This is a genomic window from Shewanella sp. YQ_9 (genome assembly GCF_043103185.1).
Taxonomy (GTDB): domain Bacteria; phylum Pseudomonadota; class Gammaproteobacteria; order Enterobacterales; family Shewanellaceae; genus Shewanella; species Shewanella algae.
Map to the genome: position 1 here is coordinate 1 of NZ_JBICJO010000001.1, position 25,043 is coordinate 25,043.

At 45.3% G+C, this 25,043-nt stretch carries 29 protein-coding genes and 1 pseudogene; 15 read left to right on the forward strand and 15 right to left on the reverse strand.

All coding sequences use genetic code 11. The features are described from left to right. Nucleotides 1-112 precede the first annotated feature (112 nt). A complete protein-coding gene (locus tag ACF8D4_RS00005; RefSeq protein ID WP_392467955.1) occupies nt 113-1,246 on the reverse strand; it encodes a ParB/RepB/Spo0J family partition protein in 1,134 nt (377 codons plus the stop codon). A 2-nt stretch (nt 1,247-1,248) separates the two neighbouring features. Continuing rightward, a complete protein-coding gene (locus ACF8D4_RS00010; RefSeq protein ID WP_004748792.1) occupies nt 1,249-2,637 on the reverse strand; it encodes an AAA family ATPase in 1,389 nt (462 codons plus the stop codon). Nucleotides 2,638-2,833: 196 nt separating this feature from the next. On the opposite strand from ACF8D4_RS00010, the gene ACF8D4_RS00015 reads away from it, so the two are divergent. Beyond that, nucleotides 2,834-3,907 carry a RepB family plasmid replication initiator protein gene (locus tag ACF8D4_RS00015; protein WP_004748791.1) on the forward strand — a complete coding sequence of 358 codons (1,074 nt, stop codon included), beginning with the start codon at nt 2,834-2,836 and terminating at the stop codon, nt 3,905-3,907. 885 nt (nt 3,908-4,792) lie between these two features. Here ACF8D4_RS00015 and ACF8D4_RS00020 read toward each other — a convergent pair. Beyond that, complete coding sequence (locus ACF8D4_RS00020; RefSeq protein ID WP_392467958.1) at nt 4,793-5,149, reverse strand: hypothetical protein; 357 nt, start codon at nt 5,147-5,149, stop codon at nt 4,793-4,795. A gap of 162 nt (nt 5,150-5,311) precedes the next feature. Between ACF8D4_RS00020 and mobH the strand changes: the two genes are divergently transcribed. The 5 genes from mobH to ACF8D4_RS00045 all read left to right on the forward strand — a co-directional run bounded on the left by mobH (nt 5,312) and on the right by ACF8D4_RS00045 (nt 11,646). Continuing rightward, nucleotides 5,312-7,228: a MobH family relaxase gene (mobH, locus tag ACF8D4_RS00025; RefSeq protein ID WP_392467960.1), complete on the forward strand. Its 1,917-nt coding sequence runs from the start codon at nt 5,312-5,314 to the stop codon at nt 7,226-7,228. A 235-nt stretch (nt 7,229-7,463) separates the two neighbouring features. Then, on the forward strand, nt 7,464-8,057 hold the full coding sequence (locus tag ACF8D4_RS00030; RefSeq protein ID WP_392467962.1) for a hypothetical protein: 594 nt from the start codon (nt 7,464-7,466) through the stop codon (nt 8,055-8,057). Nucleotide 8,058: 1 nt separating this feature from the next. After that, the gene (locus ACF8D4_RS00035; protein WP_392467965.1) at nt 8,059-8,958 is read left to right on the forward strand and encodes a hypothetical protein; all 900 of its coding nucleotides are present in this window, start codon (nt 8,059-8,061) and stop codon (nt 8,956-8,958) included. After that, the gene (locus ACF8D4_RS00040; RefSeq protein WP_392467966.1) at nt 8,948-10,906 is read left to right on the forward strand and encodes an ATP-binding protein; all 1,959 of its coding nucleotides are present in this window, start codon (nt 8,948-8,950) and stop codon (nt 10,904-10,906) included. Before ACF8D4_RS00035 ends, ACF8D4_RS00040 begins: the two co-directional genes overlap by 11 nt. 14 nt (nt 10,907-10,920) lie before the next feature. Next, nucleotides 10,921-11,646 carry an SEC-C metal-binding domain-containing protein gene (locus ACF8D4_RS00045; RefSeq protein ID WP_392467968.1) on the forward strand — a complete coding sequence of 242 codons (726 nt, stop codon included), beginning with the start codon at nt 10,921-10,923 and terminating at the stop codon, nt 11,644-11,646. A 13-nt stretch (nt 11,647-11,659) separates the two neighbouring features. Here the strand turns inward: ACF8D4_RS00045 and ACF8D4_RS00050 are convergent, their stop codons facing one another. Beyond that, entirely contained in the window at nt 11,660-12,679 is a 1,020-nt protein-coding gene (locus ACF8D4_RS00050) for a DNA-binding protein (RefSeq protein WP_392467970.1), read from the reverse strand. 343 nt (nt 12,680-13,022) lie between these two features. Between ACF8D4_RS00050 and ACF8D4_RS00055 the strand changes: the two genes are divergently transcribed. From ACF8D4_RS00055 to ACF8D4_RS00080, 6 genes are all read left to right on the forward strand, one after another. After that, nucleotides 13,023-13,583, forward strand: a complete 561-nt coding sequence (locus ACF8D4_RS00055) for a hypothetical protein (protein WP_392467972.1) — start codon at nt 13,023-13,025, stop codon at nt 13,581-13,583. 1 nt (nt 13,584) lies between these two features. Beyond that, nucleotides 13,585-13,965: a DUF4262 domain-containing protein gene (locus ACF8D4_RS00060; protein WP_392467974.1), complete on the forward strand. Its 381-nt coding sequence runs from the start codon at nt 13,585-13,587 to the stop codon at nt 13,963-13,965. Nucleotides 13,966-13,974: 9 nt separating this feature from the next. Beyond that, a complete protein-coding gene (locus ACF8D4_RS00065) occupies nt 13,975-14,274 on the forward strand; it encodes a hypothetical protein (protein ID WP_392467976.1) in 300 nt (99 codons plus the stop codon). Between the two features lie 10 nt (nt 14,275-14,284). Continuing rightward, nucleotides 14,285-14,812, forward strand: coding sequence for a hypothetical protein (locus ACF8D4_RS00070; RefSeq protein WP_392467977.1), 528 nt, complete (start codon nt 14,285-14,287; stop codon nt 14,810-14,812). A gap of 2 nt (nt 14,813-14,814) precedes the next feature. Then, nucleotides 14,815-15,897, forward strand: a complete 1,083-nt coding sequence (locus ACF8D4_RS00075) for a site-specific integrase (RefSeq protein ID WP_392467980.1) — start codon at nt 14,815-14,817, stop codon at nt 15,895-15,897. A gap of 138 nt (nt 15,898-16,035) precedes the next feature. After that, entirely contained in the window at nt 16,036-16,647 is a 612-nt protein-coding gene (locus tag ACF8D4_RS00080) for a hypothetical protein (RefSeq protein WP_392467981.1), read from the forward strand. 3 nt (nt 16,648-16,650) lie between these two features. Here ACF8D4_RS00080 and ACF8D4_RS00085 read toward each other — a convergent pair whose 3' ends face one another. From ACF8D4_RS00085 to ACF8D4_RS00135, 11 genes and pseudogenes are all read right to left on the reverse strand, one after another. Beyond that, on the reverse strand, nt 16,651-17,181 hold the full coding sequence (locus tag ACF8D4_RS00085) for a thermonuclease family protein (RefSeq protein WP_392467983.1): 531 nt from the start codon (nt 17,179-17,181) through the stop codon (nt 16,651-16,653). Next, a complete protein-coding gene (locus ACF8D4_RS00090; RefSeq protein ID WP_392468166.1) occupies nt 17,178-17,366 on the reverse strand; it encodes a cold shock domain-containing protein in 189 nt (62 codons plus the stop codon). The genes ACF8D4_RS00085 and ACF8D4_RS00090 overlap by 4 nt, the downstream gene beginning before the upstream one ends. 9 nt (nt 17,367-17,375) lie before the next feature. Further along, nucleotides 17,376-17,579, reverse strand: a pseudogene (gene csrA / locus ACF8D4_RS00095) (carbon storage regulator CsrA); the annotation flags it as partial. 23 nt (nt 17,580-17,602) lie between these two features. After that, nucleotides 17,603-18,106: a hypothetical protein gene (locus tag ACF8D4_RS00100; protein ID WP_004748775.1), complete on the reverse strand. Its 504-nt coding sequence runs from the start codon at nt 18,104-18,106 to the stop codon at nt 17,603-17,605. Between the two features lie 15 nt (nt 18,107-18,121). Next, complete coding sequence (locus tag ACF8D4_RS00105) at nt 18,122-19,315, reverse strand: DUF1173 domain-containing protein (RefSeq protein ID WP_392467987.1); 1,194 nt, start codon at nt 19,313-19,315, stop codon at nt 18,122-18,124. A gap of 10 nt (nt 19,316-19,325) precedes the next feature. After that, nucleotides 19,326-19,901 carry a hypothetical protein gene (locus tag ACF8D4_RS00110; protein WP_004748903.1) on the reverse strand — a complete coding sequence of 192 codons (576 nt, stop codon included), beginning with the start codon at nt 19,899-19,901 and terminating at the stop codon, nt 19,326-19,328. 5 nt (nt 19,902-19,906) lie between these two features. Further along, nucleotides 19,907-20,308: a hypothetical protein gene (locus ACF8D4_RS00115; RefSeq protein ID WP_392467990.1), complete on the reverse strand. Its 402-nt coding sequence runs from the start codon at nt 20,306-20,308 to the stop codon at nt 19,907-19,909. 43 nt (nt 20,309-20,351) lie between these two features. Continuing rightward, nucleotides 20,352-20,948, reverse strand: coding sequence for a hypothetical protein (locus tag ACF8D4_RS00120; protein ID WP_004748901.1), 597 nt, complete (start codon nt 20,946-20,948; stop codon nt 20,352-20,354). 209 nt (nt 20,949-21,157) lie between these two features. After that, nucleotides 21,158-21,427: a cold-shock protein gene (locus tag ACF8D4_RS00125; protein ID WP_004748900.1), complete on the reverse strand. Its 270-nt coding sequence runs from the start codon at nt 21,425-21,427 to the stop codon at nt 21,158-21,160. Between the two features lie 15 nt (nt 21,428-21,442). After that, on the reverse strand, nt 21,443-22,546 hold the full coding sequence (locus tag ACF8D4_RS00130; protein WP_004748899.1) for a hypothetical protein: 1,104 nt from the start codon (nt 22,544-22,546) through the stop codon (nt 21,443-21,445). A 400-nt stretch (nt 22,547-22,946) separates the two neighbouring features. Next, a complete protein-coding gene (locus ACF8D4_RS00135) occupies nt 22,947-23,195 on the reverse strand; it encodes a hypothetical protein (RefSeq protein ID WP_004748898.1) in 249 nt (82 codons plus the stop codon). Nucleotides 23,196-23,309: 114 nt separating this feature from the next. Between ACF8D4_RS00135 and ACF8D4_RS00140 the strand changes: the two genes are divergently transcribed. From ACF8D4_RS00140 to ACF8D4_RS00150, 3 genes are read left to right on the forward strand one after another with little or no spacing between them, the layout of a single operon-like run. After that, complete coding sequence (locus ACF8D4_RS00140; protein ID WP_392467993.1) at nt 23,310-24,230, forward strand: hypothetical protein; 921 nt, start codon at nt 23,310-23,312, stop codon at nt 24,228-24,230. Further along, on the forward strand, nt 24,220-24,705 hold the full coding sequence (locus ACF8D4_RS00145; protein ID WP_004748896.1) for a hypothetical protein: 486 nt from the start codon (nt 24,220-24,222) through the stop codon (nt 24,703-24,705). Before ACF8D4_RS00140 ends, ACF8D4_RS00145 begins: the two co-directional genes overlap by 11 nt. 16 nt (nt 24,706-24,721) lie before the next feature. Beyond that, complete coding sequence (locus ACF8D4_RS00150) at nt 24,722-25,039, forward strand: hypothetical protein (RefSeq protein ID WP_392467997.1); 318 nt, start codon at nt 24,722-24,724, stop codon at nt 25,037-25,039. Nucleotides 25,040-25,043: the final 4 nt, after the last annotated feature.

Sequence of the window (25,043 nt, forward strand, 5' to 3'; positions counted from 1 at the left end):
AAAAAAAACACTTTATTTTCAATGGCTTAGACAACAAAAAGGGCGCTATTCCCGCCACGGGAATGCGCCCCTATCGATCCAAGTTCCCGCCACGGGAATCTACCGTTCTCGGTTAAGCATCAACCTTAAGAGTTGTGGTCAAGAAGGACAGGATCTTCTCAAGCTGAGAGTCGTCCACACCAGTTATTTCAAATTTGGTAGCGCCCTTATTCGTGACGGAATGCTTCAGAGTTTTGCCATCTTTCGATTTATATACAACAGGCTTCCACGTCTTTGGCTCTTCCACTTTAGTTCTCACAGCACTCTTGAGAATCTTGATAACCTCCTCTACATCAGGAAGCTCTGTCTTTTCACTAAGGGCAGCTTTTCTCATATCAAGCAATTCGTGGGCTTTGCCAATCAGAGCGCGCTCACCTTTCTTCTTCAACTGCGCAATCGTCTCACCATAAGAGAGAGGCATATCGGATGGCGACGGAAGGATGCGAACAAACACTTCATCCAGTTCTACGCAAGCACGATAACGTGATATGTGCGAAGAGCTAATTCCTTTGGCCGCACCCAACTGGGTCCAATTCTCATACTCTCCACGCTCAATCTGTTTCTGATAGGCTTTGGCTTTTTCATATGGGCTTACATCCTGATGCTTGTTTTCGATGATGCCGAGTTCTCGCACATCTGCATCTGGTACATCACCAACAAGTGCCAAGTATTCCTGCTTTGCCAACTTGACCGCTGCTAAACGTCGAGAACCTTCAATCAACTCAAACCGGCCATCTTTTGTCGGGCGCAATGTACCAGGCTTTTGCTGCCCGTGTTTCTTAATGGATGGCAGTATGTCCTGGAGAGATATTTCATCCAGGAATTCTTGAATACGCTCATTCTCAGGAGAAACATCAATTAGAGACGTATCAACACGTCGAAGCTCGAAAGTCACTTCCTGCTTAGTTACAGGCATAGTGAGCACAATAGGAGCACCTTCAGACCCAGAATTTTTTGCTTCTTCTAGTGCTTTCAGAAGATCTGCCTTTTCCATCTCAAACTTCTGCTGGGCCTCTTCGAGTGCTTTTTCCGCTTTCTGCTTATCGGCTTTCAAACCATCGGTAACGCTTGTTGGACGCTTATCACCCGTCATCACACCCAATGCCGGAGAAGGTCTCCGGCTTCGACGCGGAGTGTTGTCTTCTTTTTCGTCCGATCCTGCCCCAGAAAGCAGCTCGTCAATATTCCCATACTTGTCATTTGCCATAATTACATACCCTCCCCTGCTCTAGCTTTTGCTTCCTCCAGTTCCGCTTTCACTGAATCTGCATTTGCCATAATTTGATCAATTTTATCCAGATGCGAAGTTCTCAGAACCTCTTCGTAACATGTTTCCCAAACTGCATCGTGCATTTCTTCAAATAACTTATCGAACATCTCGCAAGTTGATTTCAGTCTCTTACGATTATCAGACTCTGCGGGATTCTGTTCATAGATTGAGTAAGTAGAGTTTGTAGCCTTACCAATTTCGTCAGAGGCGTGTGCTTCATTAGATAGAACATCTCCTCTTTCGACAGTGAACACACGGCGAATAATCTGGCCCATGAACTGAGCATAACTACTGCCGGAATACTTTGTAATGAAGAAACGCATGTCAGGGACGTTTGGATAGATTCCTCCTTCGTCATATGTCTCAATGGTTTCAGCCACCAAACCGGCGAATTGAAGCGTTGATGCAAAGTCCAACATAGCCGCTGGAGTGGGCACAAAAACCATGTCACATGCAGACACCACATTTAGCGTGCTGATGTTTAAAGAAGGGGTTCCATCAATAACAATGAAGTCGTAATCCTTTCCTACCTCAACCAACCCACTACGCAATTTCATAATTCGGTCGATGAAAGGGACGTTCGCATCATCCATAACCTTCGGCATCATCAAGTCAATATTAAGGTTCTGCAAACAACTCGGAATAATGTCGATGTTGTCCCAGTAGGTTTTCTGAATCGCATAATGCAAAGACCGAGATGCGCCTTCTGGATGTCCGGCCTCTACCAGCGCTTCGTCATCTTCCAGAAAGAACGGTGCGATGGTGTTTTCATAATGAACGTTATCGTCGGGTCTCTTCCCAAAGAAGAAACTCAATGACCCTTGGGGATCAGTATCAAGTAAGAGAACGCGATACCCCTTCATTGCAAGGTACTGAGAAAACAAGTGACAGGTAGTTGTCTTCTGACTTCCACCTTTCAAGTTGAGGATGCCAACCACAGCAGCCGACGCACCTTCAGGCTTTCGAGGAGCCGTATTGAACACCTGGCGAATATGATTTATATGATTCATGGTGTATCCAGAACGAACCTTCTTAGCTGTATCTAAACGATACTCTGGTTCTGGTAGCCGCCCATCTTGTTCTGCCGCGTAAAGGAGAGAGTGACTGATACCTGCAAGCTCAGCAGCCTGAGTTGTACCGTAACGACGTTTCTGAATACGTTCATCTACCTGAGCGACCTCCAGCCACTCCGGATCATGCTTGGATTTTTGTGTCTTGCGGACCAGACCAGGAATCTCTTTCATGATGGTCTCGCCGCGTTTTACCACTGTGCTGATCTTTTTAAGAGAAGCCAGCAGGTAGCTTTTTTGGGTGTCGTTATCGGTCATTTCGGTATCCTTTGCTGTTCAAATTGACTTTTTTCACGTATCGTGGATAATCCGATTCTATATTCACGCTTTACTAAAAAAAAGCACTATTTGGTGAATATGCTAATTTTTAAGGGCAATCTGTTAATATAAGCCGTATTTGGTGCTCTAATGTGATCTTGGGTATGAAGCTTTTGTTGCGGTAGGAATAAAAAATATGAATAAAAATGATTTGGAGCCGATTAAGTCGCAGCAACTTAACCTTGATCTTTTCGAGCTTGATCCACTACTGGACAAGAACTACAGCAATACACTCGAAATCTACGATCTCGCCGGTAAATTCTTATACGACAAGCACAATAAATACCTGAGTTCAGCTTCGGCAGAAGAAACAGAATTCACCCGCATAACCAACTACAAAGACATGGAACTTCGGATCTCTGTCACAGCGGCAAATATTGAGCGTGTAAAAGGCGGCACAAAGCAAAGGGTCTTTGTTTTTCCAGGCGCAAGGGAAGAGATCATAGAAGACGTACTACGCAAGCTTGCGACCGAACGAAGAGCTGAAGCCTATGAAGCAACAACAGGTACAAACGCTGGCACAAAGTTTGTCGGGATTGCCTTCACGCTTTATGAAATTTATGAAGAGCTCAAGAGGGTAGGGAAGTCATATTCGTATTCTGAGATCCGAGAAGCTCTCCATATAATGAATCGTTCCATACTTTCGATACAAAGTATGGACAACTCAATAGACCTATCAGCGCCATTTTTCCCAATCATGGCCATAGCGGACAGGGGCAATAAAAAGGAAACTCGTTCCTTCGTCTGCTTCCATCCAATGGTCACTGATGTGATCCTTACTTTGAACTTCAGACGGTACAACTACGCAAAAGCACTGGAGTTTAAACGCCACTACACCAGACTAACCTACAAAAGGTTGTGTCACCGCTGGGTTCAGGCCTCTCCAGGTAAACCTTATACGATCTTACTCAGCACACTGATCAGCGCAATGAAGGACCCATATCAGAATACCTACCAGGACAAGGCACTTTTTAAAGACGTTATGGATGACCTGGTTAACGAGGATGTGCTCGAACGTTACGAAATGATCCCTAAAAAAGAAGGCAAAAAAATAGTTGATTGGCGGTTCGAACTATATGCATCCAATACCTTTGCAAAGCAGGTAGCTGCTAACAACAAGGTTGCGAACGCACTGCTGGGTAACGATCCGAAGCCTGAAGAGCATCCAGTCTCACGTATCCAAGAAATCAAAGACGAAATCGACTTTTAAAATCCTTTCTCTACGTCAAACCTCAGTTTTTGCCGGGATCTAGCTGAATACCGGCCTTTCTCTACCCCAAACCTCACCAAAAGCGCCTCCCAAAGTCCAAAAATCACGCTGGAACAGCATTTTTTACTTAGGTTTTAGATAGAGTTGGGCATCAAATCCATAAGAAGCGATGAAAGCAAAGGTTTGGGATAGAGTAGGGCAGAGCATAAAAAACGCCCAAATGAGGTAAATTTCTATGTGTTTGTACAAATTTCATCTGTAATTCATCAATTTTTACAAACACTTAGCTAGGATAAACAACAATACAAGCCAAACTCTATGCCAAACCTTACTAAGGTTTGAGATAGAGCAATACTAAGGTTTGGCATAGAAAGGGTATATATGGTTATAAATCGAACTAAAAGTACTAAGGTTTATGCTAGGGAAAGGGGATCGTGAACAGCCGCATGTGCATAAACCTGTGATTAAGGTGTTGATATGCTGTGTATATCGTGTGGACGGGGTTGTATAAAAATAGAAGGGTAGGGTTTGACGTAGAATAATACCAAGGTTTGGCAGTGAATACCACTTAGGTTTCCCATAGAGCAGTAGTAAGGTTTGGCATAGTAAAACACTTAGGTTTGGCATAGCGAAAAAATGATGGAGGCTAGTAATATCAAGGGTTACAGGACATTTAGCGAGAAACCCTACCGAGGGCCTACCGTTTTTAATCCGTCATTAATCCGTTATTTATTCTTTTTAAACAGATAATAAATACTTTGTATTTATTATAGTTAATCCGACCTACGGTCCCAAATGTGAAAGGCACAAAGACAATATTTTTTTATTTTTAAAAAGAAAAGAAAGCCTTCACAAAGACGTAAAGGCTAATTCATCAGGAGCTCATTAAGAGGCATTAGAAGCTATTTTGTCATCTACCCTTAAACCAGCCTCACGAAACTTCAGATAAGTCACCACCGCTGTATAGAGAGCCCTCGTGGTGTTGCAATTCCACTGTTCTTCCAAAACTTTAATCTGATCAGCAGTATCACTGACATAGTAAGAGCGGTTATCACCATCTTTTGGATTAGCTATAGCGACTAACTTTTCTTTGTTTTCTATCGCCCAGCACACAGCAGCATCGAACATTTGATATTGATACTTGAAAGCACTGTCTACGGCGCAAACGAGCTTCATTGTCTGTCTATCATCGTCACTCAGCTTGAGAGTGAATGCGGTCAGCTTTGTTTTGTCTTGTGTCATATCCAGCCGTTTACCATAGTATGAAGTTTAAAGTTTCCGATTCTCCAGATTTTCCTACACAAGACCTACCGCTACGATGCTTTTTAGGTCAGGCTCCACTGACCCTTTTTCCCTCCTTTCCGGTTTTAGAGTAAGGCATCCTATCGTTGCGGAGGTATGCCCATGTTAACTACATTTTTTAGACGTAAACCGGATCAAAACGAAGTTGTTCAGTCATTACCCAAGTATTCGATTGCGAGATCCGGGAAGGACCTTTTGAATACTTCTGAGCGGCAAGCCCTGATAAGAAAGATCAAACGACTCTTCAGCATTACTGAAGAGGTATGGGCTAATCACTACCTCTATGCGATAGAACAATTCGCTGAGTTAGTTCAGGAGGTTCCCGCTTCTGAAATCCACCATCATTCAAAAGCTGGAGGCTTGATTGACCACACTCTCGAAGCGCTCCATGCGGGCATTAGAATTGCTCAAGGATATGTCTTACCTCCAAACTCAGAACCAGAACATATTGCTTCAGCATCTGATCGCTGGAGGTTTGGAGCTTTCATTGCGATTCTCGCGCATGATATAGGCAAGATCGTAACCGATATTGAGGTTGTTTACAGGGAAAGAGGAGGGGAGTTCCAACATTGGCATCCCTGGTATGGAAACATTCCTGTTGAAGCAGAGTACAGTTACCGATACAAAAAGCGAGCTAGTAACGCCAAGATAGCGAAATCGCTTCATGAAAAAGCTGCAATGTCTCTTTTGCCAAGGCTGCTGACCAGGAAAGCTGCCCAGTGGGTTTTTGAGGACACAGAACTGCTTGCTCAACTCTTTAGCACAGTGACCCACTCAACCTTTGGTGGACAGGCCATCGCAGAAATCGTAAGAACTGCTGATAGTGCAAGCGTAGCTAAGAATCTTGGAGCTGATACCGGCATAAGAACAGATCATTCCAGTGCCGTACCACTACATGAAAAGTTGATAGTTTCTCTAAGGAAGCTAATCAATGACGGAGATCTCAAACGCAATAAGCCAGGTGCAGCCATATGGGTAACTGAAACTGATACATGGGTGGTATCAAAAGCAACAATGGAGGCGGTTAGAGTCCAGTTACTAAACGAAGGCCATAAAGGTATCCCCAAAAACATTGTGCGCTTATTTGAAGTGTTGAGGGAGCATGATTTGCTGATACCGAATTCAGAAGGGGATAGTGTCTGGACCGCAGAGATAAACGACTTTGCTAAGAACTGGCAACAGAAACTAACTTTCTTGAGATTTAAGAACGAAATCATCTGGCCAACAAGTAACCCTGATACCTTTGATGGCGAAGTGCTCCCGGTCGATAAGGCTGGGAATGTTATTGAAAGTGATCCGGAGGAATCTGAACACGCTACTCAAACACAGCAGCCTGTTGTGGATAAGAACGCAGAGGTACTAAATCAAAAGATTGATGATGATAAGCCGCTTATACAGCCCCCAAAGGAATTGCCTGTAGCTAAGGCCGAACACGAAGTTTTGCAAGCCAAGCAGAAACAGCCTGAAGTCAAAGTGCCAACAACAAAGTCTCTGTCAAACCTTACTGCTAAGCAAACACAAGTACAGATCCCGGAAGATGCTCAAAGCTCTGTCCATGCCAGTACCGGCGTTAGCTCCAGTGAAGCTAAGAACTTGTGGAAGCACTCCAGAAGAGTGCAAGAAGACCTTCTTGTGCAAAACGACTTCGTTGCCTGGTTGTTGAAGGGCATCTCGCGCCGGAACATTCGAGTGAATGAATCAAAGGCCCCGGTACATATCCTCGAAAACCACGTTGCTTTGGTTACACCGGCGATTTTTAACCTGTACCTGGACAAAAATTCGCTGAAGAAACGCTTATACGAGAAAAGGGCAGGGGACAAGAAAGTCTATACCTTACTCCAGAAAGAACTGGAATCACTTGACATTCATCAGCGAGGCTCTAATGGTCAAAACATTGTCAGGATGTCAGTTGAAGGGCAACGATCCCAATCTGAGTTGAGGGTATACCTTCTCAATAGGGAATGCTTTCCCTCTTTAGCAAACTTCAGTGCAAACAAGGCAATGACTATTCACCTTTGACGGACCCGAAGGAAGGATAGCCATAGATCGGGCCGTTTTGGATGTCCATCATGGACTTGCGCTATCAAAATGAGTATATTTGATTCTATGATTTTTATTGCACTTTGGCCCCGAAAAGAGGCAACAACTACAATAAATTGTGCCGTAAATAGGATTTTCGTCGCCTGAGCCCCTATTTGTGGCTGTCCATGCTGCAATATAGGAGACTCGCCCCAAAAAGGTGATAGCGCGAACAATGAACACTAACCGAAACACTGAACTTGAAGCCTTTGAACTACCAGGCGACAGACTTAATCACATTCTGGATCAAATAGGCTTCAAACAAGGAAGGGGTAGGGTCGCCGAATTCCAGAATTATCTTGCTGAAAAATCCCCAAGCGTTTTTGCTGATCTGAAATACACAACCGTTCGGTCGTGGTTTCAGGAGCACTCTCCACCGATGCGGAAGATTGATGCTGCTATCCAAGCGCTTCAGTTTGAGTACAAATTTCGTCACGACATCTCTCAGATAAAGACCTGGTGGAAAGTTGGAGGTTTTTATCCATTCGTCAACGAATCTGGCGAACCGGCTCCGTCAATTACAGATCTCCAGCAGGAAGCTAAAGACAACGAGGAAAAACTACAGTTTGTTATCATGTCGCTTGTTACAGAAGAGACAGGCGAACATTTTAAATCGTTGTCCAGTAAAGATCTCGTTAGGTTGAAGGACAAAGTTGCCCAATTCGCACAAGACTACTCTGACCCATTTAAAACGGACTGCCCATCTGATTATTTGCGTATGGCAATCAAGGCAGAGTTGTCCGAACTTCTGAATAAAAAGAAAAAATGATATGCGCCGGTTTCCACAAGGGAATATCGGCGGACTTCTGTTTGGTTGCGCTCTAAATGTTCTCGCAAGACTGGCTTGTGCAGAAGTCATGGTTGTTGTCCCCGAATATTCTGAGCAATATGCCAGTCTTGCTCATTCCATAATCCAGGCTGCACCTGGAAGTGCAGGGCAGTTGAGGCTGTATACTGATTTACCGCCATCACTCGATGACTATGAATTAGTAGTCACTATTGGCAATGAAGCTACCCATGCAGTCAACCATGATAAGCGCTTCAGATACCTTCCCGTACTAAGTGGTTTCATTCCAAGATCAGAATACCGTGCTGGCCCTCTAAGGTCGGCGGTATTCAGTGACATCAATCCCGCAATACACGTCAAGCTGATCAAGCAAATGTATCCTGGGCTAGAGCCTCGTATCGGAGTTTTTGTTGATAGTGAGACAGGCTTCCTATTTGGGCGTGATTTGCCTGATAAAATTGGTGGTTTTTCCTTGGTGCAGAAGGAGTTGAATGAGACTGAGAATCCGGCTCAGCTCATCGCTCGATTTGTAGAGGACAACAATCTGGATGCATTCATTGTTATACCGTCCAGTATAATTTATGATCCGCACTCGCTGAAGGCGATGCTCTATTCACTCTATCAACTCAAAGTTCCGGCGATCGCGTATACACCGAGATTGGTTGACGGGGGAGTAGGGTGCGTCGTCGCTGCCTACTTCGACAAGGAACTTGTCTTGTCGGAAATGGTAAACAGAATTCACTCATTTTATGAAACGGGAGAGTTGTCTACTACGACCTCGATACCAACTAAGGCCAAGGTAGTTGTTAATTCAAAATTAGCAGAGGCGTTTCAGTTGGATTTGAGAAATCTCATGAAGTATGGAGAAATACATGAGCAGTAAGAAAAGGATTTCCTATAAGACATTACTTTGCGCATCAGTGGTACTAATTTCGATCGTCATTTACGCGCCGATCATTTTTACCATACACCATCAAAATGAAAAGCTTGTTGACTTAGAGCTTAAAAACATCAAAGGCATTACCGAGCTCCATTCAACAAATATCCTTGCATACGCAATTGAAGCTGGTAACAAAGAAATCATCGACGCTACTCTTGATGATCTGAAAGATTACAGCTTTATCTACAGTATTACTGTTCTTGATCCGAATAATAACATTATCGGCTTTGTAAAAAGCGATGGATATGATGGTGTAGAGGTTTCTGATCTTAGTTCAAAAGAATTACCGATCTACTCAGCGTCGTCAATAACTAAGTCGGTAATCGAAAATGATCTTTTGAATGAAGATAGTTACCCTCCTGACCAAAAGCATGTGGGGACATTATTAATTTCGTACACTGATATTTTCGGTGCCAATGCAGCGCTTTCTCCCATTCTGAAATCCCTTCTGTTTTCATTTTTATTTGGCGTCATAACCGTCGTTATCTTTTTTATCGTTCTCCGATCCATCACCAGGAATTTCTCTAACATGGTAGTCTCAGCTAATCGACTGGCCGGAGGTGAAAGAGGAATACGATTATCAGAAGATTCTACAATTAGGGAAATCTCACAATTTGCTGAATACTTCAATACGATTTCCAAAGAGTTGGAAAAAAATTGGAGTGATATTGAACATCAAGAACAGATCTATGAGCTAAAGCACAACATATTGCAGATCGCTGCTCACGAACTCAGAACTCCAATTGGAAGTATTAAGACTTTTCTTGATATAGCTATCCATCACAACTCTGAAAAACGTCATGCTGATGTTTTGTCAACGCTTAAGAAATGTTTCTCTGATATTGATGCCCTTGATCGACACATTACTTCAATACTTTGTTTGTCCGCACTCGAAAACGGATCGCTAACCAGAAATGATGATTGGATAGATGTCAGAAAATTATTCTCTGATCTCGATAAGCAGTTTTCAGTAAAGTGTAAAGCTAAGCAGGCCGTATCTTGGAATTGCTTTGCTGTGGGCGACATGCGTGATCAGGTTTACATTGATTATGACCTGGTATCGATCATCGTCTCAAATGCTATTGATAATGCGGTGAAATATACCAATAGGGGATTCGTTAAAGTATCGTACAAGGTAGAAGATAAAGCCCTTCTCGTTACTGTTCATGATAGTGGTGTTGGGTTGACAGAGAAAGACATTGAGGTCTTAACAGCTCGACCAAATCAATTGCAGAATCACATCAAGCGCAAACGAGATGGTTGGGGTATCGGAATGGCCACGATGCACAAATTCGCAGATTTCCTTGGTGGAACAATTGAGATTGAAAGTAAGAAAGACTTTGGAACTAAAGTATCCATTCGCATTCCTGCCGATTGTAAATCTGAACTAATCGCCATCGAGAACGAAACTGCCATCGGAAGTAGAAGTGAGGTAGTGTCCGTAGGTAACGGTTTAGGGTTCAGTTCATCCTATGTGCATAACGTTGTCGAAGATGGATTAAAAGTATTAGTGATTGACAACGACGCACAGTATCTTAGCCAAATGGAAGAACTTCTATCACCTGAGTTTCTTCGGAGAAAAGATGTCCAAGTCACCTTTTGCTCAAGCTCATCCGATGCGATAAGGCATGTCGAGGATTTTGAATTCGACCTGCTTTTGATCGACTACCATATGCCTGGTATGGATGGATTGCAGTTTCTTCGTTTTCTTCGCGACAACGAGCACGAATGCAAAGAGGCTACCAAGATTGTGATAACTGCTGACGCGAACATCCCTGAGACAGTAAAGCGCGAAATGCTGTCTATGGCAGACAAGGTAATGAGCAAGGGGATAACGTCTGCTGATATTAGAAATATGATTCGGGCAATCTCATTAAGATCTGTGAGTTAATTTGAGAGGTAGACTTGGGCAGTAATAGAAACGAACCATGCCCTTGCGGAAGTGGCAAGAAATACAAAAAGTGTTGTTTGAATCAACTCACGAAGGACAAGGCCGTAATTTCATCTGAATTATCGGACGCTTTGGATAAACCGTGTTGGTACCACGGAACCGACCAGAGCTTTAGTGCTTGGAAACTACCCCCTCCCAAGAAACCAGGTGAAGATTTACTCGTACAGCATACGGCCATCTTTTTTACTATCAATCGTGACTTCGCAAAAGAAGCTGGAACCAGATTGGCCAGGGTATCTCTATCATCCAATGCCAGGCTATTAGATACAATTGCTAATTACGCAGCCTCTGAGCATTTGCGTCGAGAGGTAATGCGCAATCCGATGGCATCAAGGACACTTAATGTGAATCATGACTACTGGCATGAAGGATGGTTGACAGGAAATGTATTGAGGGTCGCGTACAGCGATCCAGCTATGTCTGCATATTTAGATAAGATGGCTTCTGATTTGGCAGCCCATACTGGGCTACCATTCGATACCGCTTATTCTGTTGTAGGACATAACAGCGCCAGAGGATTAATTGAGTTGATATGCGTCTCAGCTAAGCGCCTTGGTTACGATGCATTATATGGGCATGAGGTTGATCGACATTCAGAGCCAGGAAAGGCAATTGCTCAACCTTGGCTGGCAGTAATGTCAAATGGAGTCGTGTCTTCGCCAGAGTGGATAGACGTTTAATTGTATTGGCTCCTTATTCCGGTTTCTTGTCCTTATCCTCCTGCCTGGGGGAAAGCTTGTCGATTACCACTTTTAGCACATCAAGCTCGGTAGAGAGCTTGTCGTTTGCTTTTACGAGCGCAGCGTTCTCAGATTTCAGCTTTATATTTTCCTCGTCAGACTCACGCAGCGTGGCTATCGTTTTGAGGTGTCCCTGTATTTCTGTTGAAAGCTTTTCGAGTTCTGAGGATAAATCGACTAACTTTGATGAATGCTCAGAGATTAGACGATCCTTTTGTTCTATCTGGACAATGAAGGATTGCTCTCTTTGGCTTGCTTCGGCGAGACGTTCTTTAAGGGCCGTAAGTTCCAATCCCTGTTTACTGACGACTGTGGTTGTCTCTTCCAATTGGGCCTTCATTCGGTCTGCGGATCGATTGGATTGCTCAAGCGCTTCCTTGTAACCCTGGAGGGTTCGAGCGTGTTCATCTTTGAGCAGAACCACTAACTCCTTGTGCTCAGCCTTAGTGGACTCCAGGTGTAGCTTGGTATCTTTCAATGAGGTGTTCGTGCTATCTAGTTTTTCTTCCAGTGACAATGTGCGTTGCTTCTGCTCTGCCAAAGCCTTGCGCTCAGCGTTAAGTTCAGTTTGAAGCTGTTCGATTTTTTTTAAACTGGAGTCTGCGCGACTGGTCTCATCTTTCAGCTTGGCGCTCATATCGGCCAATTGGTCTCTATATGACTTAACTCGTTCTCTTTCAGAGGACAGCTCTTCAATCAGGCCAGCTTTTTCTTTTCGGATCTGTTCTTCGTACTGCTCATTCAACTCGACTACCACCGGGCGCACCAAGTTAACGATTCGCTTTGTCAGCGGATCTTCGTCCTGGTATTCGATGTCCAGCCCCATACCTTTCAGATAATAAAGGATTTTGGCCTCGGAGCCTTTCCCAAGTACCGATCTTACCTGGTAAGGATTGATTGGCTTTCCCTTGTCCTGAAGCATTCGCACAGCTTCTTCGACGTCCTCGTATCCAATAACTGGCGGTCTAGCCATTTGTCTCTCCTCGGGGGATGCAGTCTTAGTCTTCCAGCATAATAGCTTAGTATATTTCAAGTGACAAGAAACATATAAAGAAACAGGACGAAAAGCAGCCGTTAATACAGAATATATAAGGCGTGATAATAGAACATTATCTAGCCTTAGCTTAAAATTTTGGATAGGATAGGGGGGTAAAGTTCGCCGACTTTAAAAATTCACAATATTTGGCTGCTTTCAAAATTTCGGTCAGGTGAAGGCCTGCGGAGGCATTTGGACGAAAACCTACGCTTTTGATTGGGGTTGCTGGTTGGAGGACCTGGTGTACGTTGGATAGAGAACCCAGTAATTGGAGATAACTATGGATGACATTCAGGCACACAAGGCCAAAAAGAAGCTCAAGAAAATGTTGAGCAGCAAGTCCTGGAATATGGAGGGCTTTCACGCGAACTCAGATATAGCGGTAAATGCGTATGTATATGACCCCTTCGATAGCGAGCAAATCGCATTGGCGGGTTTTACTGAACAGGATCTGGTTAGGCTCAAACAGATAAAGGAGCCAATTGAGGCGGTTTGTGGTGCCGTTGATCAACAGTTCAAGCGGTATGTGAACGCCTCTGGTGGAGCAATCCGGAAGCGGGTTGAAGAGCTGGGCGTGCTGATTGGTATTTATATGGTTAATACGACCAGCTATCAAACACTGTGCGCCAATGAAAAAGATGGTCACCGGCATTTCATTATCCTGCTCTACCGGAACCGTCATACGAATGAATGCACTCTCCGCCCTTTTGGCTTGGTTAGCCAGGAGCCAATCCTAGAAGCTGAGCTTATTAAGCAATATGCGCAGTCTGTGATCGCGAGGGATGAAGTAGCCAACCCGAGCTATTTTAATTCAAGCCCTGTCGTCCCATTTCGGAGGTAACATGGAATTGAAGATTTTTGAGAATGGCATTCAAAGCCATAACCAAGTGATACACCGCGCACTGTTGAAGAACGGCCTGTATGTTATGCATGAGAAAGGCTACAGCTACACGGTCGGAATGAAAAATATTGGTTCGCCAGATCTGATTCTGTTCGGGCAATCTTCGGAAATAGCTGATGAGATGTTCCGGGTGATTTTTCAAGCTGTTCAAATGGGGCTGTTGATTCTTGATCAGGTGAAAAGCATTGATCATATCTTTGAGCCTCAACCGCAGCTCAAACACTTTTCGGATATGGAAAAGCGTAGGCATTTCTTCGCTGCACGTACTTACTATGGCTCGTGGGATTTCAACGTGCTTAATGTTTCAATGGATTTCCACTAGGAGAGGTGCATGGCTATTGGTAAACAAAGAATGACCTCTTCCTATTCAGTTATCCTGGATACCGACACGTTCATTCTCATCAAAGATAATGATGACCCAGATTTTGCGTCTGTGACTAACGCCGCAGATTATACGGTTGAATCGTTGGCTCAGCTCTATGATCTATCCAATCGACGGATTGTATATCAGGACACTATGGGACGATTTGATGAGTTACGCCATGCAGATGGAAAGTTTACGGGTTTCAGAGCCCTAACTGCGAACCAGCAGGAATTCTATGAGCAGTTTCTTTCTGGCAACGGCGATTAAAGGAGGAATTATGGCTGAAAGTATTGTTATTGATTTTACGGCTCACCTCCAGAAGAAACGACAAGCAGAGGCCCTAAAGGAAAGGATTGCTGCCTCTGGTTGGGATATTGATGGCGATGTTTCCTCGATCGATTCAGAAATCTGCTTCTATCTGATCGACAGCAAAGAGTCAGGTGTAGTTCTCTTTGGGTGCAGCAAGGATAGTATCCCAGCCCCAGGTTCTTTAGAGATTGTTCATTGGGGACATTTTGTTCTGGCATGGGATGTTATAGCCGATCCGGAAATGCCATTTGATGAAACCCATAAGCTCAACACAATGCAGCTTGCACTGAGAGCCCTGCCTGGTTTGACGGAGTGGCAGAGCTTTTCTGAAAGAGCATTCTCTACAGAGGGAGCTAAGAAGCCACACATTCTGGTGATCATTGATAGAGCTAATCTTGAATCACCTCTGGAGTTGATAGTCGCGCACTCTGAGTCTCCAGTGATGAACTCAGAAAGCATCCAGTCGATCGTAGACAGCTACATTAAGGAACAGTGAAGATGACTGATCGAAGGGATTATGATCCCACCTTCGTGGGAAGGTCTGCTGAGCTCGACCTGCTTGCCAAAGAAGCAACGATTTTGGACGCATCCGAGAACGACAATACCAATAGAGCATTGGAGAATGCGGTCAAACACTTCACAAAGGTCTTTGGCGGTCGGCTCCCATGCACAGATGAAGACCTGAAAAACTACCTCGTGATGTACGCTGGTAAGCTGAGTGTTGCAACTCTGGAACAGCGCAGGGTTCTCATTGGCCGCTGGCACAAAGAAAACGGCTTTGAGCATAATCCTAATGATTCAGAGCTTGTGCGGAAAATAATGCGGGGAATACGGCGGAAGTTTGGTAAAAAACCTAAGCAGGCAAAACCGGCGCCGTTAAGAGTCATTGAAAAAGTATGTTCGCACCTGGATGAAGTTCAGGAAAGCATTAAGGATGAAAAGAATAGCCAGAAGCTGAGAGCTATCAGAGACAAGGCCATGCTGTTAACGGCGTTCTGGTTTGGATTGCGCTCCGACGAACTCATTAACATCCGTGCTTGTGACATCAAATTTCATTGGGATGGAGATACCCCATACTTCGAGTTATTTCTTCCAAAGTCGAAAACGGATAGAGATGGCCAAGGAACAACAAAGAAACTGGATTCACTGCCAAACCTATGTCCTATGCGAGCCATCAGAGACTGGATTGAAGCACGGTGTAGCGGTGTCGATGTAAAATCCTTTAGAGAAAGCGAAGTGCCTCTGTTTGCAAAAGTTAGTCGTTGGGGAGATGTTTCAGAAACCCATATACATCCAAACTCGATCAATAAGCTCTTCAAAGGGCTTTTGGAATCCGGAGGCGTTGATCCAGAGGAGTATAGTACCCATAGTATGCGCCGAGGCGTTGCGAACTGGATTATAGATTCTGGAGCTTCTGTCGCTGAACTGAAAGAGTGGATCGGTTGGAGAGATACCAGAACTGCAATGCGTTACCTGGATGGTAAGTCTTCCCTGCCAAGCAAGATTATTGAGAGGAAATTAAAAACAGGAGCTCTTCTCAGTAGTACGGATGCTAAAAGGCTCACTACCCATAAAGACTAAAGAGGAAGACTAACATGTCTGGTAATTCGACTGGTTTTATCGTTAATTTCGTGAAATGTCACATTTTTATTTTGTGTGACTTATGGCGTAATCTGAAATATATTGAGCTCACGTTCATTTGTGACAAGTCACGTTTTTATGGGTAAAAAATTAAAAAGTCAGTTGGAAAGTGAGTTATGGGAGTCCTACGTTTCTTCCGGTTCACTCAATCGAGGAATCAAAGCTGAAGATTTATTAAACACCGTGGAAAAATTACCATCTCTTAAAGATGTGTCCCAGAAAGACGCCTTCATTACTTTAAAAAATATCTTAAACGAAGCCGGATATAAAAGGTTTAATGATCGTTGGAGACAGTATAAAAGACGAAAAACTACTACCCTTAGCACGATTACCATTAGGGCTGAGACTTTGGATAGGCTCAGGAGGTTATCAAGAGATTCTGGGTTTAATGAAGACAATTATGATCTGTTGCTTGAGTATTTGATGGACCCAGAAGAAACGCTGGATACTTACAAAAAAGACGATGATGATTGGGCGCGTAATACGGCTCTCAATATTGATGATCAGCAGTCACTATTAAGGGCCAAGCTACGACTAAGACCATCAACATGGAGGCGTATTCTCATTCAGTTGGAATATGCTTTTAACTCCGGCTGGATAGCCTCTAAATACACTCATCATAAGAAAAGAACTGATGAGGTAAGGGAAGAGGCATTGAGGGATTTTATGTATAAGGTGAAAGGCATTTGATTGCTATCTCTTTGCCTTACGCCATTCCCAGGGTGGAACTCGATCTGCTTCAGGTAGGCTCCAAAGACCGCGCTTGTTGTTCCGCGCATCCTTTTCGAGCTCAAATAGCACGGGGGACTTTGCATACTGTCGATACACCCAGGCGCTGCCAGATTTAACAAGCTCGGCGTTAACCCACTTCCCGTCAACATAAAGGTTTGCTATCAGGCGGCCATACCTGTCAGTGTCAACAGTATCGACTTTTACCAGGCGTCCGAACACAAGATCCGATAAGGCCTGTTTGGAACGGCTGCCATAAGGTTGCTTCTTCTCAGGCGTATCAATTTCTGCCAACCGAACACGATACTGGATCTTGCCGCTTTTACAGTTTTTTCCGGAATTGCACGGCTTATCTGTCAAAACATTTACCGTATCTCCATCGGAGACACCGACAACCTTCGCCATGAAGCTTTCTGCAAATGAATACGGCGATACTAAAGCGAACAGAACAATCAGAAATGAATACAGAAACTTCGCTGGAGCTAGGATTCTCATACCTTCTTAACTCCGGTTGCGACTAGGCCACGATTGCCCCGCTCTACTGAGAAGTAAACATCCATACCTTCGTGGAGGTCGTTAAATAAGTTATCTTCAACACCGGAAGCATGGAAGAAGATATTGTCATCGAATCCCGGTGAATAAATGAATCCATATCCTTTGCTGTAAACCATGTCAGAGATACTTCCCGTTTTTTCACCACCGCCAAGGTTGTCGGAGGGTTGATATTCATCACCGCGCTGAATTCTGAGGTATATCTCTTCGCGATGGACCTCAATGTTTTTTGGTGCGTTGATTCCGATTCGTACCTGGTTACCATTGACCCCCAATATGGTGACGGAAACGTCGTCGCCTATCATGAGTGTTTCACCAATTCGCCGAGTTAATATGAGCATAGTGACACGTTCCTTTGAATAGATTAAACGAGGCTTACAAATACCAGCTCGTCCTTCTCAAAGGATCTGAGAGGTGAAGAATCAGGTTTTCGATCAGTATGAAAGCCAGCGTATACCAATACAGAGACGATACCGGGTATCGTTTTATAAGCAATACGTTTGGTGAGCTGAAAGTAAGCATCGAGTGGGTTCATTGATGGTACATCGAACGTGAACTGCTTGTTTTGTTCCGTTTTGATGTCCACGCTGTACTTATGTTTTCGCCCAGGACGGTCTGCTCCATCCCTTGGCCTTTGGCCGAATATTTCAGCGATTGCAGACTCATAAACACTATTGCTCAGGATGTCGCAAGCGCATAGAGCTTCGGTGTATCCACCTAACCGGTATCGCCATTCGAGGCTCTCAAATTCGTGGTGTGAAGGCTTTACATTATCTAGACCAATGATCGCCTTACCATGCTCAGGCGAAATATTGTCTCTCAACTCCTGGAAGATGTTTTCTATTTGATTCTGGTCGAGTGTTCTCATTGTTATTCCTACTTCTTAAACGGCGCTAAGGGTATCTTCCTGATTTACATCAAGGATCTGACTTGGTAACTCGCTATGACTAACAACCGCGTTCAGCTCGTCGTAATAGCTCTCTGTCGCTCCTGCTGGAACCAGGTAAACAGCCGTAGGTTTTCCTTCAGTATCGGTTAGAAGAACCGAGGCGATGACATCCGACGATCCAAGGTTGTAGCGTAAGCCTTTGATGAAATGACGCTTCCCTGTACAGAGCCGCTCCAGAAGTTCCAGCTCCTCTATGTTTTCAAAGGGAAGCCAATTCCGATCCACGGCCATGAAAGAGATGGTATCCACCTGGGGACTGCCGGATGCGCTAAGAAGAAAAGTACAGATTGTTAGCAAATGAATGGATTCATTTTCATGGAAAAAAGCAAGCTCAGTGGAGAAGGCCTTATTTATTCGCTTGTAAACATCCTCTCCCATGTAAACCGGAGTATCGGGCATATGCTTGACGATCATCTTGAATCCAAACCGGGCTTCTTCGATCGTCTTCACTTCGCCAATGAGTATGCCCATAGGCTGTTTGTTGCCCTGCTTTTTCAGCTTGGATAGGAACTGTCTGCGTCTGGCCACAATTTCATCTTTGTGGTCCAGAGAAAACTGCTCTGGAATCAGCAGTGCTTCTCCTAGTGGGTGTTTTCTGGTGACTTTGTTTTGCGCTGCTTGTAGGAGGTACTTTCTGATCACATACCAGGAGCGCTTGCCTTCCATGTTTGGTGCCCACTTGTTAAGGCCTGCATCTTCATAGAGGAAGTGGAGCAGCGATCGGATGGTAAGCTTGGTTGGATCTGCTTTGACCGCAGTGGGTTCTTTGGTTTCACCCTTGCTAATCGTTCGATTCAGAGAAACCTTTGAGAGGGTGAAGTCCAGTTTCAGATTGGTTATTCCTGTCTCCTGGTCTTCTGAAATAGCCTTGTTCTCAACGGCTCCACGACCGGAGAGTTCAGCCGGGATCTCGTAGGAATCACAGTCTGGATGATGCTGTTGGCCACTGTTTGGCATTCGCTTCAGCACATAGCTGTTGTCGCCGGTGCGAGCAATATACATTGGCACGCCGGGAGTTGAGCAAAGGCACAAGGGGCGCTCGCGAGATTTGTAGGCGCTGGCCAGCGCCTCTTCAAATAAAGGATCGGAACGTTCGAGAACGCAATTACCGATGGAGTATTGTGTCATGGTTGCCACCTTAGAATATTGGTTCCCCTCTGGTCCTCATATACTGCATGACGCCGAACGAGAGAAAATACACGACTGAAGTAAGCCCTAAGAACAGGGCAAACACCCAGAAAGGACTTCCCAAATAGCCACTGCTCATAAACTTCAAAACTACGGCAGGAGTTGCTGCCATGAGAATGAACAGAAACAAGGTAAGGATGTTTTCCGATAAGATGGCAGGAGCTGATAGTGGCTGATTGTTGTGATCTAAGTGGAAATATTGGTTGATACCGTCGATGTACTTTTCCACTATCCAACCATGATGCTCTGCATCTTTTACAAAGGCCACGAAGTTCTGCACCCCCAGGGTCTGTAAAAGCTCCGATACTTGGAGGCGTTTATCGCTAACCAGGAGCGAAGTGTCATCATTGCTCAATGAGACCGTTTCTATCTGGAGCTTCACATTGGCTTGAATGCCAGGTGTGAGATTAATCAGCGACTTCACAGGGCGGTCGGAGTAGATCCCAGTTGGCAGGTCATCATGCTTTTTAAGCGTGGCTAATAGTGTGTTTCCGCCATAGACATTGATTTCGATAAGGGCCTTCATACGATTCATCCTTGGATCGAGTAGTACTTTTCAAAGATCTCAAGTGCCTCCCGATTTGTCAGGCCGTTTACGAGTCTCTCACGGACGAATGACTGAATACCTGGTTCGCGTTCAATCAGGTTTGTAATGAGCTTTACAACGTAATCGGATGTCTGGTCATTGAGGGCGCGTGTTCTGGTAACGGAGATGGCCGTCATGACCTCTGCCGCAAGCTTGCTGTCAGCATGTTGGCGATAATCGGAAGGTGGTACTGAGTTGATGATGTTTGAGGAGTGATTGTTATTGTCAGACGAAAACCAGTCACCGATAGCCGGTCTTGGTAGTTTACCGGTACCGGACTCAATAAAGGGCAATGTGTAGAAGGTCGCAACAGCTCCCAGTATGAAGCCAATTATTGTTCTGATCATTCATCACTCCAAAATAAAAGAGGGAGGGTTCCCCCTCCCGGTGTTAGATGTTTAATGCCTTTCTGGTTCGATTTTTCAGTGATTCGCCAAACTGACTGGCATTAACAGACTTATCTCTTAGCCAGTAAGTGATCGTGATTTTGCTTTCCTTGTCAGACTGCTTCTCGATCTGGCTGTCGATGATTGCCTGAATGCCATCGTGGTTGCGATCGGCACGCATGTGGTAGTAAACCGAAGGAGTAGCATCGTAGGCGTAGGCGAAAGTCTGCATTTTGGCTTCGGCCATGCTCCCCCATTCCTGACGGATTTCCTGCTCGGTGTAGTAGTTGAATTCTTTCTTAATCTTCAGGAACGCGACATCCACATTCACTGGCACGGTAAATGCGATTTTGTGCTCAGTTGGCTTAGCGGTAGTGGTATTTACAACGGTAGTTTCGGTAGTCGTTGTCTGGGTTACCTGTGATTCCTGTGCTGTTTGTTCCTGGTTAGCTTTACCATCATGGTTGATGGGCTTGCCGGTAATAGGGTTGTTCCAGCAGGTCAGGCATTTGCCATCAGAAGAGTAAACGTGCTGGTTGGAGGCGCAGCCGCTAACGATAAGAACCAAGGCCAAAGAGCCGAAAAGTGCAGATAACTTCATGAATGTTCTCCTATAAAGAGTGGTTTATTTAAACGTTACTACGAGGTGCCAAACTAGCAACCCGGCAAACCAGGTTGCTGAATGAGCATCGAGCCAGGAGACACCTGCACATAGAAGTCTTGGATAGACCTGTGTAGCGTGGGATTATCCCGGTCATCGAATGAAAACCAATAAAAAAAGGGTCATCGAGGATGTACCCTTTTATGGCGCTAGTACCTTCCATAGCCGGATCTTTGGAATGGATACTGCTGTGAATGGCGTTGATTGGGGGCTTTAGGCTGGTCTTGAACCAGTCTGACGTTTTTAGCCACCAGGCCTTTGCTGTTGATGTGGCATTCAAATTCCACTGTCCTCCCTGGACGCAAGTACTGGCAGTTTTTCAGTTCGTTTGCGTGGACCATGATGTCCGGGGCATCACCCCCATTGTGCAGAAATCCATATCCTTTGTCGGTGAACCATCGCTTAACCGTTGTCTGCATCCGTTAGACTCCTTCTTATTGGTGCTGCTGTTCCAAGTAGCGCTTCAAACCGGGCTTTTCAATGTTGTACCCGTCCTTTCGGGTCTGGCTGATTAGACTGGCTTCCGATAGACGCTTGATGGCTCGCTGGATATTAGAAGCGACGCCTTTAACATCGGTTTCCTTGTCTATTCTCGCCATTAGCTCTTTTGAGAAGGGGTTTGTACCCTTGCAAAGCGCCAGAAACACAAGCCGGTCGATCGGCTTCAGTCTCTTTGATATGCCCTCGAAATCTTCGGTTGCTTCCATAAGCTGAAGCACATATTCCAAGGCTTCCTCAACAGTAGCCTTGAAGGTAATCATTTGGGCGATCAGCTTCATCATCCAGTACGGTGACTGATCCAAGTCCAGGAAGGCTTTGCGTAATGGTTGAATGGCAATAGTGATCTGGTGGTTTTTGGCCAGCTTGTCTCTCAGAAATTCAATGAATTGATCATCGAGGTCTGGAAAATCGTGTTGTTCAACGAAGTGGTAGAACGGTGACTTTGATTCGTTCAACAGCAGATCCAGATAGTGTCTGGAGGAGCCGGTAAAAATGCTTTTTACCTTGCCTTGGCGCTTGTCCAGCATGGTCCGGAGCGTGTGAGCAAGCGGGTCAAACTGGGTGGACGTTGTTAGATGTTGCACTTCATCAATCAGTAGCAAAACCGTTTTCTTGCCAGCCTTTTCGACCAGCATACTGAGTAACTGATCGAGATAGGCGAGTTCTTTGCTGGTTGGTTTGCTCGGATTGTCGGCAAACTCTACTTCCATTTTCCCCAGCAGCTCGTTGCTTACGGTGGTCTTTTTGATTTTGGCCTTGAGCAACCGGCTGAAGGTCGCTTTTTTATCGAGCGCCGCAATGGCATCTTCCAGGGCTGCGATCAGTCCTTCATGGGGGGCATTGATGTTTTGCCATAGACTCGCATAGACAGGGATGTAGTTTTTCTTCTGCGATAGTGGCGCGAGATCCTGAAGGATGAATAGCGTCTTTCCTTTACGTCGAGGGGCTATGATCGCTAGGCTTGATGAGATACCGAGGGCCAGTAGGCCAAGGTATTGTTCTGCCAGCTCTGTTCGTGGATAGTGCCACCCTTCCATAAAAAGGACCTCTATATTTGTTTTGTGACTTACGCGGGATTACGCGCCAATTGCATAATTACGCATAATACAGGTAACTGCGCGTAATTCAAGTCCTATCAGCTATTTTTGATAACAACTACTATACCAGATCAGCATTAGGGAGCGGCCAAGCGCCAGCCTCACCCCCTCACTCCGATCGACACTCCCGAGTAATCCCTACCTTACTGATTGACCCCTGCACCGGGAGGCGTAGCCTCGCGAGTGCCAAGGAAACAGAAGGAAAATAAAGGAAAGGTAAGGAAAAAGAAGGGGCGCAATCTGAATTTTGCACGGAGGCTGGGGTGTGGCACCAATAAAGAATACCCCTTGCTGATCTGGTATAGTATACTTGTTTTATTTATGCTGTCTTGGCCTGGCTTCAGGATGCTGCCTTAATTTGGGCATCCTGAAAACCTATCCTTGCTGCGACTGATTTTGCGTAACTTGTGCTTCTGCACTCTATCACTCGCCCAGCGTCATCCGTAACTAGGTAACGATCGCCGCCCTGTCCCTGCTGGGCAATCGTCACTACGTTATATGCTCCTACTTCCTTGTCGGACGGTACGATCTCGCATTCGATGAGATGTCCAATCCGCAGCATATTGAGAGCCATTTCAATGGTGTGCATATTCAATTCCTTCAGTGATTAATATTCGTTGCAAGACTGGCTTACATTTGCTTATCTGGTATTCTATACATATTACTAATGTAATTTGGACTTGCTGTCCAGTGTGGTGGTGGAATGAATATCCAAACTCATGACAATACAGCCGTCTTACCTGCGGAATACATCAGGGTGCTTTACGAGGCTTACCAGGTGTTGGCCGAGGCCTGCCTGACGTTAAGTGGCGCGGTCCGTTCGGACCGGGAAAGCTACCCCGTTTATATCCCCACGTTCGGGATGGAAGACAAGGACAAGGAGTCCAATGAAGCACGGGAGGCGGCTATTAAGTCGATGACGCAGTTGTTTGTGGCCGATGAGGGGGAACATGTGCCAGAAGCAGGAATTGTCTGTGCCTCACCGGAAACGGTAGCTGCCGTGGAACAATTGAACGCCGCAAAAGCTGCCTTCAAAGATGCTGTGATGGCCATACGCAATTTCCAGAAAGAGACTGACGCTTCTGTATCGAGAATCTCCAAGCTGATCAGGGATGAGGTCACCGAAAAAGGTTACAGGACTGAGGCACTCAAGAAGGCAATGGGCACTGCTGGTATCGGCTCGCTAGACCTCAAGAGATGTTACGCACAGATCAGAATCATGCCACCGGCGCTGGATGTGTTTAGCTGGACGTGGGCGACTAACCATGCCCGGATCAAGAAGGTTACTCTCCAGGAAGCTATCGAGATGGCAAAAAAGCTACCTGGTCAGGGTGCGTCTCAAACTGCCGTTGATTTGTTAAACAAATGCAATCCAGGCGAGATTCTGGTGAAGAAATCAACGCTACCCAATCAGCTCCGTGCAAACTATGCCTACCTTGAGGATGGCAGCATCGTCAGAAAATCATGCCCTATTTCAGGGGTCGTGATTGCACAACAGAAAAATCTACCCAGAAAATTCTGGCGAGATAATCCTGGCGATCAACGACGACGCCCGGCCCAAGAGTCTGGAATCGAGGAAGAGCCACTTATTCTGGCGTTGGACCTGTATCGATATGCACAATGAAGCTGAATTAAGCCCATCAGATCAGCCAAAAGTTCGCTGTTTTGGCTCCAATGCAGCTCTAACGGTCGAGGCCACCCCGCTTCTTGTGAAAGGCGTACCGCACGGACATACGGTAAATCTCGATGTCGCCCCGAGACAAGGTGAAAACGTCATCTGGGCGAGGAAGATAACTGTTCAATTGAGCGACACTGAGTTGCCGATCATGGCTGCCGTATGCCTTGGCTATCTTCCCAAAGCTCACTTCAAGCGCAGTGGCAAGGGCATCTTCATCGAGCGACAACCCAATAAGCTTTTTGTTTCTGCCACACAGGGAAGCGGTAATGCATTTGCGCTGCCAATCCCTATTGGTCAGACATTCCAGGTATCGAGCCTTGTCCTGTCTCAGCTTCAGAAACAAACGGAATATTCAGACAGTAACCTACTAATTGCTGCGCTTCGAGGTGCAGCAGGACTCTACAAGCCTAACAGCAGTTAAACTCCAAGGATGCATCATGAAGAAATTTCTATTGATAACAACGCTGGCAATGACTTCCAACATGGCAACAGCATCGGTCGAGTGTCAGGCAGAATATATTAAAGGACTGAAGGTTAGCGATTCCGGGGAAGTGATATACACCAATTCTTCCGGTATATCTCGTCTTGCAGGAACACCTGGTACGCCGATAGGTTCAAAGTATATGCTCAAAACCCTTCTGGAGGCGGTTGAGAATAAGTACCAGGTTAACTCCTCTTTTCCCAAGGGATACAACTGCAATACCAGCAATACCGAGGTGTCAGCAGAGTGGATTAAAATTGAGAGACCGGATTAAACCG

Excerpts from the sequence above, each read along its gene's own strand:
- ACF8D4_RS00005 (WP_392467955.1), bottom strand. The coding sequence starts at position 1,246 with ATGGCAAATGACAAGTATGGGAATATTGACGAGCTGCTTTCTGGGGCA.
- ACF8D4_RS00010 (WP_004748792.1), bottom strand. The coding sequence starts at position 2,637 with ATGACCGATAACGACACCCAAAAAAGCTACCTGCTGGCTTCTCTTAAA.
- ACF8D4_RS00015 (WP_004748791.1), top strand. The coding sequence starts at position 2,834 with ATGAATAAAAATGATTTGGAGCCGATTAAGTCGCAGCAACTTAACCTT.
- ACF8D4_RS00020 (WP_392467958.1), bottom strand. The coding sequence starts at position 5,149 with ATGACACAAGACAAAACAAAGCTGACCGCATTCACTCTCAAGCTGAGT.
- mobH (WP_392467960.1), top strand. The coding sequence starts at position 5,312 with ATGTTAACTACATTTTTTAGACGTAAACCGGATCAAAACGAAGTTGTT.
- ACF8D4_RS00030 (WP_392467962.1), top strand. The coding sequence starts at position 7,464 with ATGAACACTAACCGAAACACTGAACTTGAAGCCTTTGAACTACCAGGC.
- ACF8D4_RS00035 (WP_392467965.1), top strand. The coding sequence starts at position 8,059 with ATGCGCCGGTTTCCACAAGGGAATATCGGCGGACTTCTGTTTGGTTGC.
- ACF8D4_RS00040 (WP_392467966.1), top strand. The coding sequence starts at position 8,948 with ATGAGCAGTAAGAAAAGGATTTCCTATAAGACATTACTTTGCGCATCA.
- ACF8D4_RS00050 (WP_392467970.1), bottom strand. The coding sequence starts at position 12,679 with ATGGCTAGACCGCCAGTTATTGGATACGAGGACGTCGAAGAAGCTGTG.
- ACF8D4_RS00055 (WP_392467972.1), top strand. The coding sequence starts at position 13,023 with ATGGATGACATTCAGGCACACAAGGCCAAAAAGAAGCTCAAGAAAATG.
- ACF8D4_RS00060 (WP_392467974.1), top strand. The coding sequence starts at position 13,585 with ATGGAATTGAAGATTTTTGAGAATGGCATTCAAAGCCATAACCAAGTG.
- ACF8D4_RS00065 (WP_392467976.1), top strand. The coding sequence starts at position 13,975 with ATGGCTATTGGTAAACAAAGAATGACCTCTTCCTATTCAGTTATCCTG.
- ACF8D4_RS00070 (WP_392467977.1), top strand. The coding sequence starts at position 14,285 with ATGGCTGAAAGTATTGTTATTGATTTTACGGCTCACCTCCAGAAGAAA.
- ACF8D4_RS00075 (WP_392467980.1), top strand. The coding sequence starts at position 14,815 with ATGACTGATCGAAGGGATTATGATCCCACCTTCGTGGGAAGGTCTGCT.
- ACF8D4_RS00080 (WP_392467981.1), top strand. The coding sequence starts at position 16,036 with ATGGGTAAAAAATTAAAAAGTCAGTTGGAAAGTGAGTTATGGGAGTCC.
- ACF8D4_RS00085 (WP_392467983.1), bottom strand. The coding sequence starts at position 17,181 with ATGAGAATCCTAGCTCCAGCGAAGTTTCTGTATTCATTTCTGATTGTT.
- ACF8D4_RS00100 (WP_004748775.1), bottom strand. The coding sequence starts at position 18,106 with ATGAGAACACTCGACCAGAATCAAATAGAAAACATCTTCCAGGAGTTG.
- ACF8D4_RS00105 (WP_392467987.1), bottom strand. The coding sequence starts at position 19,315 with ATGACACAATACTCCATCGGTAATTGCGTTCTCGAACGTTCCGATCCT.
- ACF8D4_RS00110 (WP_004748903.1), bottom strand. The coding sequence starts at position 19,901 with ATGAAGGCCCTTATCGAAATCAATGTCTATGGCGGAAACACACTATTA.
- ACF8D4_RS00115 (WP_392467990.1), bottom strand. The coding sequence starts at position 20,308 with ATGATCAGAACAATAATTGGCTTCATACTGGGAGCTGTTGCGACCTTC.
- ACF8D4_RS00120 (WP_004748901.1), bottom strand. The coding sequence starts at position 20,948 with ATGAAGTTATCTGCACTTTTCGGCTCTTTGGCCTTGGTTCTTATCGTT.
- ACF8D4_RS00125 (WP_004748900.1), bottom strand. The coding sequence starts at position 21,427 with ATGCAGACAACGGTTAAGCGATGGTTCACCGACAAAGGATATGGATTT.
- ACF8D4_RS00130 (WP_004748899.1), bottom strand. The coding sequence starts at position 22,546 with ATGGAAGGGTGGCACTATCCACGAACAGAGCTGGCAGAACAATACCTT.
- ACF8D4_RS00135 (WP_004748898.1), bottom strand. The coding sequence starts at position 23,195 with ATGCACACCATTGAAATGGCTCTCAATATGCTGCGGATTGGACATCTC.
- ACF8D4_RS00140 (WP_392467993.1), top strand. The coding sequence starts at position 23,310 with ATGAATATCCAAACTCATGACAATACAGCCGTCTTACCTGCGGAATAC.
- ACF8D4_RS00145 (WP_004748896.1), top strand. The coding sequence starts at position 24,220 with ATGCACAATGAAGCTGAATTAAGCCCATCAGATCAGCCAAAAGTTCGC.
- ACF8D4_RS00150 (WP_392467997.1), top strand. The coding sequence starts at position 24,722 with ATGAAGAAATTTCTATTGATAACAACGCTGGCAATGACTTCCAACATG.